Origin of the sequence: Aquitalea denitrificans (assembly GCF_009856625.1) — a bacterium.
GTDB classification, from domain to species: Bacteria; Pseudomonadota; Gammaproteobacteria; order Burkholderiales; family Chromobacteriaceae; genus Aquitalea; species Aquitalea denitrificans.
Genome location: NZ_CP047241.1, coordinates 436,760 through 449,931 on the forward strand (window position 1 = coordinate 436,760; position 13,172 = coordinate 449,931).

13 protein-coding genes are annotated in these 13,172 nt (G+C 56.3%); 9 read left to right on the top strand and 4 right to left on the bottom strand.

Going from position 1 to position 13,172, the window contains the following annotated elements; all coding sequences use genetic code 11:
• Nucleotides 1-14 precede the first annotated feature (14 nt).
• From rfbD to galE, 3 genes are read right to left on the bottom strand one after another with little or no spacing between them, the layout of a single operon-like run.
• Nucleotides 15-908 carry a dTDP-4-dehydrorhamnose reductase gene (rfbD, locus tag GSR16_RS01970; RefSeq protein ID WP_159874909.1) on the bottom strand — a complete coding sequence of 298 codons (894 nt, stop codon included), beginning with the start codon at nt 906-908 and terminating at the stop codon, nt 15-17.
• Nucleotides 893-1,969: a dTDP-glucose 4,6-dehydratase gene (gene rfbB / locus GSR16_RS01975; RefSeq protein ID WP_159874910.1), complete on the bottom strand. Its 1,077-nt coding sequence runs from the start codon at nt 1,967-1,969 to the stop codon at nt 893-895. Before rfbB ends, rfbD begins: the two co-directional genes overlap by 16 nt.
• A 45-nt stretch (nt 1,970-2,014) precedes the next feature.
• Entirely contained in the window at nt 2,015-3,013 is a 999-nt protein-coding gene (gene galE, locus GSR16_RS01980; protein WP_159874911.1) for a UDP-glucose 4-epimerase GalE, read from the bottom strand.
• A 202-nt stretch (nt 3,014-3,215) separates the two neighbouring features.
• On the opposite strand from galE, the gene GSR16_RS01985 reads away from it, so the two are divergent.
• From GSR16_RS01985 to GSR16_RS02025, 9 genes are all read left to right on the top strand, one after another.
• The gene (locus GSR16_RS01985; RefSeq protein ID WP_159874912.1) at nt 3,216-4,316 is read left to right on the top strand and encodes an MraY family glycosyltransferase; all 1,101 of its coding nucleotides are present in this window, start codon (nt 3,216-3,218) and stop codon (nt 4,314-4,316) included.
• Nucleotides 4,317-4,498: 182 nt separating this feature from the next.
• Nucleotides 4,499-4,786, top strand: coding sequence for a co-chaperone GroES (gene groES / locus GSR16_RS01990; protein WP_045846653.1), 288 nt, complete (start codon nt 4,499-4,501; stop codon nt 4,784-4,786).
• A gap of 54 nt (nt 4,787-4,840) precedes the next feature.
• Entirely contained in the window at nt 4,841-6,484 is a 1,644-nt protein-coding gene (gene groL, locus GSR16_RS01995; RefSeq protein ID WP_103524241.1) for a chaperonin GroEL, read from the top strand.
• Between the two features lie 129 nt (nt 6,485-6,613).
• Nucleotides 6,614-7,360, top strand: coding sequence for a Nif3-like dinuclear metal center hexameric protein (locus GSR16_RS02000; RefSeq protein ID WP_159874913.1), 747 nt, complete (start codon nt 6,614-6,616; stop codon nt 7,358-7,360).
• Nucleotides 7,361-7,480: 120 nt separating this feature from the next.
• Entirely contained in the window at nt 7,481-8,065 is a 585-nt protein-coding gene (gene petA, locus GSR16_RS02005) for a ubiquinol-cytochrome c reductase iron-sulfur subunit (protein WP_159874914.1), read from the top strand.
• Nucleotides 8,066-8,079: 14 nt separating this feature from the next.
• On the top strand, nt 8,080-9,417 hold the full coding sequence (locus tag GSR16_RS02010) for a cytochrome b (RefSeq protein WP_159874915.1): 1,338 nt from the start codon (nt 8,080-8,082) through the stop codon (nt 9,415-9,417).
• A gap of 17 nt (nt 9,418-9,434) precedes the next feature.
• Complete coding sequence (locus tag GSR16_RS02015) at nt 9,435-10,196, top strand: cytochrome c1 (protein WP_159874916.1); 762 nt, start codon at nt 9,435-9,437, stop codon at nt 10,194-10,196.
• Between the two features lie 158 nt (nt 10,197-10,354).
• Nucleotides 10,355-10,957: a glutathione S-transferase N-terminal domain-containing protein gene (locus GSR16_RS02020; protein WP_159874917.1), complete on the top strand. Its 603-nt coding sequence runs from the start codon at nt 10,355-10,357 to the stop codon at nt 10,955-10,957.
• Between the two features lie 8 nt (nt 10,958-10,965).
• A complete protein-coding gene (locus GSR16_RS02025; RefSeq protein ID WP_159874918.1) occupies nt 10,966-11,412 on the top strand; it encodes a ClpXP protease specificity-enhancing factor in 447 nt (148 codons plus the stop codon).
• A 42-nt stretch (nt 11,413-11,454) separates the two neighbouring features.
• Here GSR16_RS02025 and GSR16_RS02030 read toward each other — a convergent pair whose 3' ends face one another.
• Complete coding sequence (locus GSR16_RS02030; RefSeq protein WP_159874919.1) at nt 11,455-13,104, bottom strand: histidine kinase N-terminal 7TM domain-containing diguanylate cyclase; 1,650 nt, start codon at nt 13,102-13,104, stop codon at nt 11,455-11,457.
• Nucleotides 13,105-13,172: the final 68 nt, after the last annotated feature.

Sequence of the window (13,172 nt, forward strand, 5' to 3'; positions counted from 1 at the left end):
GCTTGCGTCCTGCATCAGGAATTGAAGATCTGCTGGAACACCTGTTCCACGCCGCTCTGCCATGCTGGCATGATCAGGCCGAAATTGTGCTCGATTTTACTGCAATTTAGCCTGGAGTTGCCGGGGCGTTTTGCGGGTGTGGGGTAGGCGCTGGCCGGGATGGCATGCAGCTTGGCGGGTGTCAGTTGTAATGCGAGGCCATAACGCTCTGCCAGTTTCAGCAGGTATTGGGTATAGCCATGCCAACTGGTGCTGCCGCTGCTGGTCAGGTGATAGGTACCGAGCAAGGACTTGTCCTGGCTGGTCTGCCATTGTTTGATGATGTGTGCCGTGACATCGGCAATCAGCGCAGCGGGTGTGGGTGCGCCAATCTGGTTGGCCACCACATTCAGGCTGTCGCGTTCGCGCGCCAGGCGCATGATGGTCTTGAGGAAATTACCCCCATGTGCGCCCACCACCCAGCTGGTGCGCAGGATGATGTGGTTGGCACCACTGGCACGGATGGTCTGTTCACCCTGGTATTTGCTCAAGCCATATACCGACTGCGGGTTGGTGACATCGTCTTCCGCATAAGGCGTGGCCTTGTCGCCATCAAACACATAGTCGGTGGAGTAGTGCAGCAGCAGTGCATTTTTTGCCGCGGCCCAGTCGGCCATCGCGGCCGGTGCGGCAGCATTCACGGCATGGGCCAGCTCGGCGTCACTCTCGGCCTTGTCCACGGCGGTGTAGGCTGCCGGGTTGACGATGATGTCCGGCTGGTATCGCTCCAGCACAGCGGCAATGTCTGCCGGACGGGACAGGTCCAGTTGCTGGCGATCCAGGCAGATGCACTCGCCCAGCATGGCCAGGGAGCGGCGCAGCTCGAAACCCAGCTGGCCGTTGATGCCGGTAATCAGGATGCGGCCCATGCCTTGTTTCCGTAGTGTTGTTCCAGCCATTGGCGGTAGTTGCCGCTGGTAACATTGCTGACCCAGTCCTGATTGTCCAGGTACCACTCTACGGTCTTGCGGATGCCGCTTTCAAAGGTTTCTGCCGGTTTCCAGCCCAGCTCGCGTTCCAGCTTGCGTGCATCAATCGCATAGCGGCGATCATGGCCGGGGCGGTCCTGTACGTAAGTGATTTGTGCTGCATAGCCGGTGCCATCGGCCTTTGGGCGCAGGGTATCCAGGATGCTGCAGATGGTGTGGACAACGTCCAGATTGGCTTTTTCGTTCCAGCCGCCAACATTATATGTTTCACCCAGGCGACCTTGCGCCAGCACGGTGCGGATGGCGCTGCAATGGTCTTTCACATACAGCCAGTCGCGGATTTGCTGGCCATCACCGTAAATGGGCAAGGGCTTGCCGGCCAGCGCATTCAGGATGACCAGCGGAATCAGCTTTTCCGGAAAATGATAGGGGCCGTAGTTGTTGCTGCAATTGGTGGTGACTACCGGCAGGCCGTATGTGTGGTGCCAGGCACGTACCAAGTGGTCCGATGCGGCCTTGCTGGCCGAGTAGGGACTGTTGGGTTCGTAACGGTTGGTTTCGCTGAACGGTGCGTCACTGGCGGACAGCGTGCCGTACACCTCGTCGGTGGACACGTGCAGGAAGCGGAAAGCCGCCTTGGCTTCGCCTTCCAGGGCATTCCAGTAAGCCCGCACGGCTTCGAGCAGATTGAAGGTGCCCACGACATTGGTCTGGATGAAGTCACCCGGGCCGTGGATGGAGCGATCTACATGGCTTTCTGCTGCAAAGTTGATCACCGCGCGCACCTGATGTTCCTGCAACAGGTGGCTGACCAGTTCCCGATCGCCGATATCACCTTGGACAAACAGATGGCGCGGATCGCTCTCCAGGCTGGCCAGGGTTTGCAGATTGCCGGCATAGGTCAGCTTGTCGAGGTTGATGACTGCTTCATCATTGCCATTCAGCCAGTCGAGAACAAAGTTGGCTCCGATGAAGCCGGCACCGCCTGTGACGAGGATCATGTTTTATCTCTATCTGGATAGGTAAGGTTTTTTGCAGGCTGCGACTCAACGGTAGCCATTCGGGTTTTGCTGCTGCCAGCGCCAGGTGTCGCGACACATGTCTTCCAGGCTGCGGTTTGCACTCCAGCCCAGGCGTTGTGTTGCTTGCTCAGGAGATGCCCAGTACTCGGCAATATCACCGGCACGGCGCGGTGATACCTGATAGGGGACGTCCTGGCCGGTGCTGTTGATGAAGGCATTCACCATGTCCAGTACCGAATAGCCTTTGCCAGTACCGAGATTGACCGTGAGCGAACCATTGTTCAGGGCTTCCAGTGCCTTGACATGGCCTTTCGCCAGGTCAACTACATGAATGTAGTCGCGGATGCCAGTACCGTCCGGGGTGGGATAGTCATTTCCAAAGACATTCAGTTTGGGTAATTTGCCGATAGCCACCTGGGAAATGAATGGCATCAGGTTGTTGGGAATGCCATTCGGGTCTTCGCCGATCAGGCCGCTTTCATGCGCACCTACCGGGTTGAAATAGCGCAAAATGGCAATGCGCCAGTCTGGGTCAGACTGTTCCAGATCTCGCAGCATGTCTTCAACCATCAGTTTGCTACGGCCATAGGGCTGCATCGGATTGAGCGGGAAGTGTTCTTGTACCGGAACGCTATCGGGAATGCCGTAGACGGTTGCGGTTGAGCTGAAGATGAACTGTCTGCAGCCATGCTGTTGCATGGCTTGCAGCAGGCTGAGCGTGCCGTAGACATTGTTGTCGTAGTAGCGCAGCGGATCGGCTACGGACTCTCCTACGGCCTTAAGTCCGGCAAAATGCATTACCGCCTTGATGGGGAAGGAAAAAGCCTGCGCCAGCGTCGACGGGTCGCGGACGTCGCCATGAATAAAGTGCAGCTTTTTCCCGGTCAGTGTTTCAATGCGCCGCAGTGCGGTTTCATGACTGTTGCACAAATTATCCAATACGATTATTTCATGGCCGGAGTTAAGTAGTTCTACGCAGGTATGCGAACCAATATAGCCGGCACCACCAGTAACCAATATCATTTATCAATTCCAATAATAAGTAAGTAATTTTTGCTTGGCAGGTGGCCATGATAAAGTAGCCGGCACGTTGGCAAGTGCAGAGTGCCCACCTGCAAGGCCAGCATTATAAGACAAATTTAACCGGTTTCTCGTTGTACAGTCTTGGGACTGTTACGGTAGATCCGTATTTTTCGTTCCACCCCCATTCAAGCCGTGATGCCACATGTTGCAGATTCTCTTGCTTGCGTTGGCAGCTTCTTTTTTTTCTGGATTGCTGCTGATTCGTTATGCCTACTTACATGCACGCTTCTCGACGGACAGCGATGTCCGTGGCGTGCAGAAGTTCCACGCCACACCGGTGCCCCGCATAGGTGGGCTGCCCATCATGTTGGGGCTGGTGGCGGGCTGTGCGCTTTCCGGCTATCTGAATACTTCGGTATGGGTACTGTCGCTGTTGCTATCGGCCTTCCCGGCATTTGCCGCTGGCTTTGTTGAGGATCTCACCAAGAAAATCGGTCCCTTGCCACGTTTGCTGGCTACGTTTGTGGCGGCTGCATTGGGATATTTCCTGCTGGGTGCAGGGCTGGCGCGGTTGGCCATTCCGGGGCTGGATCACTTGCTGGCTTCCTATTGGTGGCTGTCCTTGTTGCTGACCATGGTGGCGGTGGGCGGGGTTGCCCATGCGGTGAACATCATTGATGGCTATAACGGCCTGTCCGGCATGGTGGCAGTGTTCATCTTCCTCTCCATCATCTATGTGTGTTTCAAGGTGCATGACATCGTGTTGATGAGCGTATGCTTTGCCATGGTTGGCGCGGTGTTGGGTTTCCTGTTCTGGAACTTCCCGCGCGGGCTGATTTTTGCCGGTGATGGCGGGGCCTATCTGATTGGTTTCATGATTGCCGAAATGTCGGTGCTACTGGTGGCACGCAACCCGGCGGTATCGCCGTGGTTTCCCTTGCTGTGTGTGATCTACCCGGTGTTTGAAACCATCTTTTCCATTTATCGCCGCAAGTTTCTGCAGGGCCGGGCTGTGGGCTATCCGGATGCTTTGCATCTGCACCAGATGATTTACAAGCGCATGGTGTTGTGGATGGTGGGCTCCAAGGAGGCACGTCATCTTACCCAGCGCAACAGCATGACCTCTCCCTATCTATGGTTACTGACTTCCTTTTCGGTGATTCCGGCCATGCTGTTCTGGAACCATACCTGGGTATTGATGCTGTTCTGCCTGTTGTTTGTGCTGCTCTATCTCCGTCTTTACCGCATGATCGTGCGCTTCAAGATCCCGCGCTGGCTGGTGCTGCGCCGCGACGATTCCTGACTTCTCCTGCCGGTTTTGCCTGCCTGTAGGGGCAGGCAAAATTTCGGGCAGCCCACTTGAAACATGTGCAGGCCGTCCCTATTATTAGCACTCGTCAGGGGTGAGTGCTAAAACCCGCCCCGCGCTGCCATTCTGGCAGTACATATTGCATTCAACAGCCACTTTGTATTTAGGAGAGATCAATGGCAATTCGTCCGCTGCACGATCGTGTTGTTATCAAGCGCCTTGAGGCTGAAGAAAAGACTGCTTCCGGCATCGTTCTGCCGGGTGCCGCCGCTGAAAAGCCCGATATGGGCGAGGTGCTGGCTGTCGGTAACGGCAAGGTTCTGGACAATGGCGAGCGCCGTCCGCTGGAACTGAAGGTTGGCGATAAGGTCATCTTCGGCAAGTACTCCGGCCAGTCCGTCAAGGTTGATGGCGAAGAAGTCCTCGTAATGCGCGAGGAAGATGTAATGGGTATCGTCGAGTAATTCCGACCCATACACCCTTCTACGACCCTTTCATAGAATTCTGGAGATTTGAGCATGGCTGCAAAAGACGTAAAGTTCGGTGATTCCGCACGCGCCAAGATGGTGGTTGGTGTCAACATTCTGGCTGACGCCGTCAAGGTTACCCTGGGCCCGAAAGGCCGCAATGTGGTACTGGACCGCTCCTTCGGTGCGCCGACCATCACCAAGGATGGTGTTTCCGTGGCCAAGGAAATCGAACTGAAAGACAAGTTCGAAAACATGGGCGCACAAATGGTGAAGGAAGTGGCCTCCAAGACTTCCGACGTGGCCGGCGACGGTACCACCACTGCGACCGTACTGGCCCAGGCCATCGTTCAAGAAGGCATGAAGTATGTTGCTGCCGGCATGAACCCGATGGACCTGAAGCGCGGCATCGACAAGGCTGTTATTTCCCTGGTTGGTGAAATTGCCAAGATCGCCAAGCCATGTGCCACCACCAAGGAAATCGCCCAGGTTGGCTCCATCTCCGCCAACTCCGATTCCGATATCGGTGAAATCATCGCCACCGCCATGGAAAAAGTGGGCAAGGAAGGCGTGATTACCGTTGAAGACGGCAAGAGCCTGAACAACGAACTGGACGTCGTGGAAGGCATGCAGTTCGACCGCGGCTACCTGTCCCCGTACTTCATCAACAACCAGGAAAAACAGATTGCAGCTCTGGACAATCCGTTCGTCCTGCTGTTCGACAAGAAGGTTTCCAATATTCGCGACCTGCTGCCGGTACTGGAGCAAGTGGCCAAGTCCGGTCGTCCGCTGCTGATCATCGCCGAAGATGTTGAAGGCGAAGCACTGGCTACCCTGGTGGTCAACACCATCCGCGGCATCCTGAAGGTGGTTGCTGTCAAGGCTCCGGGCTTTGGCGACCGTCGCAAGGCCATGCTGCAGGATATCGCCATCTTGACCGGCGGTACCGTGATTGCCGAAGAACTGGGCCTGACCCTGGAAAAAGCCACTCTGGACATGCTGGGCCAAGCCAAGCGTATCGAAGTGGGCAAAGAAAACACCATCATCATTGACGGCGCTGGTCAGGCTGATGCCATCCAGGCTCGCGTTGGTGAAATCCGTCGCCAGATCGAAGAAGCTTCTTCCGACTACGACCGTGAAAAACTGCAAGAACGCGTGGCCAAGCTGGCTGGCGGTGTTGCCGTGATCAAGGTTGGTGCAGCCACCGAAGTGGAAATGAAAGAGAAGAAGGCTCGCGTTGAAGACGCGCTGCACGCTACCCGCGCCGCTGTAGAAGAAGGCGTTGTGGCTGGTGGTGGCGTAGCTCTGCTGCGTGCCCGCTCCACTCTGGACAGCCTGAAGACTGACAATGTCGATCAGGACGCTGGTGTGAAGATCGTACTGAAAGCCATCGAAGCCCCGCTGCGTCAGATCGTCAAGAACGCTGGTGACGAGCCGTCCGTAGTCGTGAACAAGGTGCTGGAAGGCAAGGGTAACTTTGGTTACAACGCTGCCACCGGCGAATACGGCGACATGCTGGAAATGGGCGTGCTGGATCCGGCCAAGGTAACCCGCTCCGCGCTGCAACACGCTGCTTCCGTTGCCGGCCTGATGCTGACTACCGATTGCATGATCGCCGAACTGCCGGAAGACAAGCCGGCTGCTGGCGGCATGCCGGACATGGGCGGCATGGGTGGCATGGGCGGCATGATGTAAGCTGCTTCGGCTTCTCGCTGAACCTGAAAACCCCGCACTTGTGCGGGGTTTTTGTTTTTCTGCGCGATGGCGGGTAGCAGCCGGCTTCTCTGGCACAATAGGCGGCAGCTCATTTCGCAAGGATGCATCATGCAATTACAACAAGTACTGGCCAGCCTGGATGAGTGGCTGGAACCATGGCGTTACAAGGACTATGCCCCCAACGGCTTGCAGGTGGAGGGCCGGGCAGAAATTCAGCGCATCGTCTGTGGCGTGACTGCTTCGCAGGCATTGATTGATGAGGCAATCACCCGTCAGGCAGATGCCATCCTGGTGCATCACGGCTACTTCTGGAAAGGTGAGGATGCCCGACTGGTTGGGATGAAACGCGCACGTGTGGCCAAATTGTTGCAGCATGATATCAGCCTGATTGCCTATCACCTGCCGCTGGATGCGCATCTGGAACTGGGAAACAATGCCCGGCTGGCCGCAATGCTCGGTCTGGAGGTCGCCGGGCAGACTGGTGAACAGGGCTTGCTATGGCATGGGCATTGGCCGCAAGCAGGTACGGCTCGGTCCTTTGCCGATCATATTGGCAGGGTGCTGGGGCGCGATGCCTTGCTATTGGGCGATGAAAATCAAAGGGTAAGCCGTGTTGCCTGGTGCACCGGTGGCGCGCAGGCTTTCTTTGAAGAGGCCATCGGCCTGGGTGTAAATGCCTTTGTAACAGGTGAAGTATCCGAACAGTGTTTCCATCTGGCTGCCGAATATGGCGTTGCCTTTATCGCGGCGGGACACCATGCGACTGAACGTTATGGTATCGCGGCGCTGGGCGAGAAGCTTTCTCATTTGCACGGCATAAGTGTTGAATTTGTCGATCTTTTCAATCCTGTTTAGACAAAACTACCCGACCTGGCTCAATTTATTTGCATAGGCGCTTCATGTCCCTACTGGTAATCAGGTAAAATCGCCTGGTTTGAAGTTTAAGCTCGGTTTCCACGTTTGAGGATGACTGTAATGAGTGAACAACAAGTCGATACGGGGCGCCGTCGGTTTCTGACGGTAGCAACCAGCGCTGTTGGGGGTGTGGCTGTTGCCGGGGTGGCGACGCCGTTTCTGATGAGTTTCTTCCCGTCTGAACGGGCAAAGGCCGCTGGTGCACCGGTTGAGGTGGATATCAGCAAGCTGGAGCCGGGCCAGAAGATCAACGTCGAGTGGCGCGGCAAGCCGGTATGGCTGCTGTCCCGCACCAAGCAGCAGCTTGCCGATCTGCCGAAGAACGACCCCAAGCTGGTGGACCCCAAGTCCGAAGTAGAGCAACAACCCAAGTACTGCCAGAACGAAGCCCGCTCCATCAAGCCGGAGCTGCTGGTTGCCGTGGGCATCTGTACCCATTTGGGCTGTTCGCCGACTTTCCGTCCTGATCTGGCTCCTGCCGATCTGGGTCCGGAATGGCTGGGTGGTTTCTACTGCCCGTGCCACGGTTCCAAGTTCGACCTGGCTGCCCGCGTGTTCAAGGGTGTGCCGGCTCCGAAGAACCTGGAAATTCCGCCGCATAAGTATCTGTCCGATACCCGCCTGCTGATTGGCGACGACAAATAAGCTGAGGGGGAAAAATGAGCAAAGGACAAAAGCTGCTGAACTGGATTGACGACCGCTTTCCGCTGTCGTCGATGCTGAAAGAGCACGTTACCGAGTATTACGCACCGAAGAACTTCAACTTCTGGTATTTCTTCGGCTCGCTGGCCATGCTGGTTCTGGTCATCCAGATCGTCACCGGCATCTTCCTCACCATGAACTACAAACCGGATGGCACGCTGAACGGTGCCGGCATTCCGGTGGCCTTCGCTTCGGTGGAATACATCATGCGTGATGTGGCAGGTGGCTGGATCATCCGCTACATGCACTCCACTGGTGCCTCCATGTTCTTCGTGGTGGTTTACCTGCACATGTTCCGTGGCCTGATCTACGGTTCGTACAAGCAACCGCGCGAGCTGGTGTGGGTGTTTGGCTGCCTGATCTTCCTGTGCCTGATGGCTGAAGCCTTCATGGGTTATCTGCTGCCCTGGGGCCAGATGTCCTTCTGGGGTGCGCAGGTGATTGTGAACCTGTTCGGTTCCATCCCTGTCATCGGTCCGGACCTGTCGGTGTGGATTCGTGGTGACTTCGTGGTGTCCGATGCCACGCTGAACCGCTTCTTCGCCCTGCACGTGATTGCTGTTCCGCTGGTGCTGCTGGCTCTGGTGGTGGCTCACCTGATTGCACTGCACGAAGTGGGTTCCAACAACCCGGATGGCGTTGAAATCAAGAAACTGAAGGACGAAAAGGGCATCCCGCTGGATGGCATTCCTTTCCATCCCTACTACACCGTGAAGGATGTCTTCGGTGTGGCCGTGTTCCTGATCGTGTTCTCCATCATCGTGTTCTTCCTGCCGGAAATGGGTGGCTACTTCCTGGAGCACCCGAACTTCGACCAGGCTGACCCGCTGAAGACGCCGCCGCACATCGCGCCGGTATGGTACTTCACCCCGTTCTACGCCATTCTGCGTGCCATTCCGTCCTTCCTGGGTACCCAGGTTTGGGGTGTGATCGGCATGGGTGCTGCCGTGGTGGTGATTGCCTTCCTGCCGTGGCTGGATCGTTCCCCGATCAAGTCCATCCGTTATCGCGGTCCCAAGTTCAAGTTCATGCTGGTGCTGTTCATCATCGCCTTCATCGGCCTGGGCATGCTGGGTGCCATGCCGCCGACGGCTGGCCGTACCCTGATCTCGCAGATCCTCTCGTTTGTCTACTTTGCCTTCTTCCTGGGCATGCCGTTCTATACCAAGAACGACGTCGGCACCGTACCGGTACCGACCCGCGTGACGGAGACTAATGGCAAGCGCCAGCTGAAGTTCCTGGTACTGGTGGCTGTGACGATCATCGCGGCCTATCTGTTCGGCACCAACGTGTAAGCAAGGGGAAAGGACATATGAAAAGCAAAATCCGCCACCTGATCGCTGCCATGGCGCTGGTGTTGCCGGTAAGCGGCACGGTTCTGGCCAATGAAGGGCCGAAGCTGGAAAAGGCACCCATCGACATTCAGGATACTGAAAGCCTGCAACGTGGTGCCCAGCTGTTCAGCAACTACTGCCTGTCCTGCCACTCGGCCAGCGCCATGCGCTACAACCGTCTGGAAGACATCGGTCTGACTGAAGAGCAGATCAAGGCCAACCTGCTGCCGGAAGGTGCCAAGATTGGCGATCAGATGAATGTTTCCATGGACAAGAAGGACGCCAAAGTGTGGCTGGGTGCGGCTCCGCCGGACCTGTCGCTGATTGCCCGTTCCCGTGGTGCCGACTATCTGTACGCCTATCTGCGTGGCTTCTACCGTGATCCGTCCCGCCCGACCGGCTGGAACAACCTGGTGTTTGACAAGGTTGGCATGCCGCACGTGCTGTGGGAAATGCAGGGCGAGCAGGTACTGAAGACCGAGAAGAATGCCGAGGGCCACGAAGAGCACAAGCTCGAACTGGTTAAGGCTGGTTCGCTGACCAAGCTGGAAAACGGCAAGGCCAATACGGTTGAGTTTGACAAGCGCATGGCTGACCTGACCAACTATCTGGTCTTTATCGGTGAGCCGGCACAGGTCAAGCGTCATCAGATCGGTTACGTTGTACTGCTGTTCCTGGGCTTGTTGTTGCTGCCGCTGACCTACTTCCTGAAGAAGGAATACTGGAAAGATGTTCACTGATTTAGTGAGCCAGGTTAAATGAAAAAGGCGGATATTTCCGCCTTTTTTCTTTTTAAATCATGGGCTTGTGATGTTGTTGTGGAAATTGCCATGCCGAAAATGGTAAAATGGCCACTTCGATTGAAAACGATTGCCTCTGTCAAGGATATCCGCTAGCCATGATGACTCTTTATTCTGGAATTACCTGCCCCTTCAGCCAACGTTGCCGTATCGTGTTGTATGAAAAGGGAATGGATTTCGAGATCATCGATGTAGACATTCACAACAAGCCCGAAGACCTGGCTGTGATGAATCCCTACAACGAAGTGCCGGTACTGGTAGAGCGCGACCTGATCTTGCACGAGTCCAACATCATCAATGAATACATCGATGAACGTTTCCCGCATCCGCAATTGATGCCGGCCGATCCGGTGATGCGTGCCCGTGCCCGTCTGTTCCTGCACCGCTTTGAGAACGAACTGTTCTGCAATGTAAAAGTGCTGGAAGCCGGTGCTACCGGTAAGGAAGCTACCAAGGCGCGTGAAGCCATCCGTGATGGCCTGACCACCATTGCCCCGGTTTTTGCCAAGCAGAAATTCATGCTGGGCGAAGAGTTCTCCATGATCGACGTGGCCATTGCACCGCTGATGTGGCGCCTGGAGCACTACAATATCGATCTGGGCAAGCATGCTGCGCCGATTCTGAAGTACGCTGAACGCATCTTCCAGCGCCAGTCCTTCATCGACTCGCTGACCCCGTCTGAAAAGGCCATGCGCAAGTAAGGATGACCATGAGCGCCAGCACCAAGCCCTATATGCTCCGAGCCCTCTATGAATGGTGCACGGACAATGGCCATACGCCCTTCCTGGTGGTATGGGTGGACGAGCATGCAGATGTACCGCGCGAGTACGTGAAAAACAACGAGATCGTGCTCAATATCGCGGCATCGGCCACGCAGAATCTGCGCATTGATAATGAGTGGGTGTCGTTTTCAGCGCGCTTTGCCGGCGTTTCCCGCGATATCTGGGTTCCCGTCGGCAACGTGATGTCCATCTTTGCACGTGAAACCGGTGAGGGCATGGGCTTTGAGGTGGAGCTGAATGCAACGGCCCCGGCAACACCTGTGCTACAGCCGGTAGTCGAGGCTGATGCGGTCGAAGATACTGCCGCGCTGAAGGAAAAGGAAGACGCGCCGCCGCGTCCAAGTGGCCGTCCCAGCCTGCGCATTGTCAAATAAGGCGCTCGCACTGCAAGAAAAGCCGGGAATTCCCGGCTTTTTTCATTCTTCCCGTACGTCTTGCCTGCCTTGTTGTGGCTGGCTGACTCCATCTGCTGCCATGCCATGTAGCAAAACCTGGTTCTTGCCCCTGGCCTTGGCCTGATAGAGTGCCAGGTCAGCCAGCTGGTACAGGCTGGAAAAGCTGTTGCCATCGTCGGGATAGCAGGCAATGCCACAGGAAAAGCTGGTCTGGAAGCTATGCTGCTCTGCCTGGAAGCGCAGGTCGGAAAAGCGCCGGCGCAGTAGTTCCAGCCGCATCCAGCCATTGCGCTGATCTGCCGAAGGCAGCACCACAATGAACTCCTCCCCGCCCAGACGGCACACGATATCGGCCTGGCGGCAGTGGGCGCGCAGCAGCTCTGCCAGCTCGCACAGCACAGTATCGCCAATGATGTGTCCGAAGCGGTCGTTGATGCTTTTGAAGTTATCCAGATCAATCAGGGCAAAGGTAAGCGGACGCTGCTCACGTTCTGCCCTGCTGATTTCTCGGCCCAGGGTCTCCTCGAGATAGCGGCGGTTGTACAGGCCGGTAAGCGGGTCATGTAGTGCTTGCTCACGCAAGGTGTCTTGCAGCGTTTCGATTTCATCAATGCGGGTTTTCAACTGCAGATAGGCCTGATGCAGCGCCTCCTCGGCCAGACGCTGGCGCGAAATATCGCGTAGCACCAGCATGCGTCCACCCAGCGTGACTCCGCTTTCGCGGATGGGAAAGGCGCGTACTTCAAGTATGGAGCGAGAACCTGGTCCATTCAGCTCCACTTGATGCGAGCCATCATGATCAGCTACGGCAACCAGTGAGGCGATTTGCAGCTGTTGGCCGCACAGTACGGCAGCAGGCTTGCCAAACAGATTGGCTGCAGCCGGATTGATATCCAGAATGGTCTTGTCGCGGTCAATCACCACAATACCGTCACCCATGGCATTAAAGGCATTGCCGCGTGCAATCGGCACCACATACAGCATGCGCAGATAGAGCAGGTCAAAGGCGAAAATTGCCCCGGTGATGGCAAAGCATAGCGGGGTAGGGTCCAGTCCGCGCAGCGAAATATGGCCTGACAGATAGAGCAGATTGCCAATCCACGGCACGATGGCACCCAGCATCAGGATGAGCGACTGGCCCCGGTAGTGGGGTGGATAGAAGTGCAGAGTCCGTAGCAGCAGCAAGGAGCCCAGCACCATCATCATGTAGGAATAGCCGGCTACCATCAGCCAGAATAGCGGGCCGTGATTGAAAATAAGCAGATTGTAGCCGGATGGCGAGGGCTGGAAGCTGCTCCAGATCAGCCCGTGTCTTTCATTGGTAATGGCCAGTCCCATGCTGAGCAGCGGTATGAGCAGCAGCAGCAGGATATTGCGTGGTCGCAAGGCCCGGTCAAGCTGGTTGTAGTCGGCTGCCAGCAGGAAAAACAGCACCGGGGCGCTCAGCGTGCCCAGGTATTCCACCTTGGACCAGAAAATCTTGTCACGCAGCAGGGTGGAGGACAGCTCCAGCATGGCTGCTCCGGCCCAGAGCATGACTGCCAGCATCAGCCAGGCCAGATAGCGTGCTCCTGCCACCTTGCGACGTTCCCATGCCAGGATGCCGATGGTTGCCGCACTAAGGGCGGCAAGCCCCGAAATGGCTGAAATGGAAGTAAAAACAAGAGACATGAGGCCCGCTATGCAAAGTGACTATGCTAAGTGCAATGTTTTAGTTTACCTCCTGTCGCTCAAGTTTC

Excerpts from the sequence above, each read along its gene's own strand:
- GSR16_RS02020 (WP_159874917.1), top strand. The coding sequence starts at position 10,355 with ATGATGACTCTTTATTCTGGAATTACCTGCCCCTTCAGCCAACGTTGC.
- GSR16_RS02015 (WP_159874916.1), top strand. The coding sequence starts at position 9,435 with ATGAAAAGCAAAATCCGCCACCTGATCGCTGCCATGGCGCTGGTGTTG.
- groL (WP_103524241.1), top strand. The coding sequence starts at position 4,841 with ATGGCTGCAAAAGACGTAAAGTTCGGTGATTCCGCACGCGCCAAGATG.
- GSR16_RS02000 (WP_159874913.1), top strand. The coding sequence starts at position 6,614 with ATGCAATTACAACAAGTACTGGCCAGCCTGGATGAGTGGCTGGAACCA.
- rfbB (WP_159874910.1), bottom strand. The coding sequence starts at position 1,969 with ATGATCCTCGTCACAGGCGGTGCCGGCTTCATCGGAGCCAACTTTGTT.
- petA (WP_159874914.1), top strand. The coding sequence starts at position 7,481 with ATGAGTGAACAACAAGTCGATACGGGGCGCCGTCGGTTTCTGACGGTA.
- rfbD (WP_159874909.1), bottom strand. The coding sequence starts at position 908 with ATGGGCCGCATCCTGATTACCGGCATCAACGGCCAGCTGGGTTTCGAG.
- groES (WP_045846653.1), top strand. The coding sequence starts at position 4,499 with ATGGCAATTCGTCCGCTGCACGATCGTGTTGTTATCAAGCGCCTTGAG.
- GSR16_RS02010 (WP_159874915.1), top strand. The coding sequence starts at position 8,080 with ATGAGCAAAGGACAAAAGCTGCTGAACTGGATTGACGACCGCTTTCCG.
- GSR16_RS02025 (WP_159874918.1), top strand. The coding sequence starts at position 10,966 with ATGAGCGCCAGCACCAAGCCCTATATGCTCCGAGCCCTCTATGAATGG.
- galE (WP_159874911.1), bottom strand. The coding sequence starts at position 3,013 with ATGATATTGGTTACTGGTGGTGCCGGCTATATTGGTTCGCATACCTGC.
- GSR16_RS02030 (WP_159874919.1), bottom strand. The coding sequence starts at position 13,104 with ATGTCTCTTGTTTTTACTTCCATTTCAGCCATTTCGGGGCTTGCCGCC.
- GSR16_RS01985 (WP_159874912.1), top strand. The coding sequence starts at position 3,216 with ATGTTGCAGATTCTCTTGCTTGCGTTGGCAGCTTCTTTTTTTTCTGGA.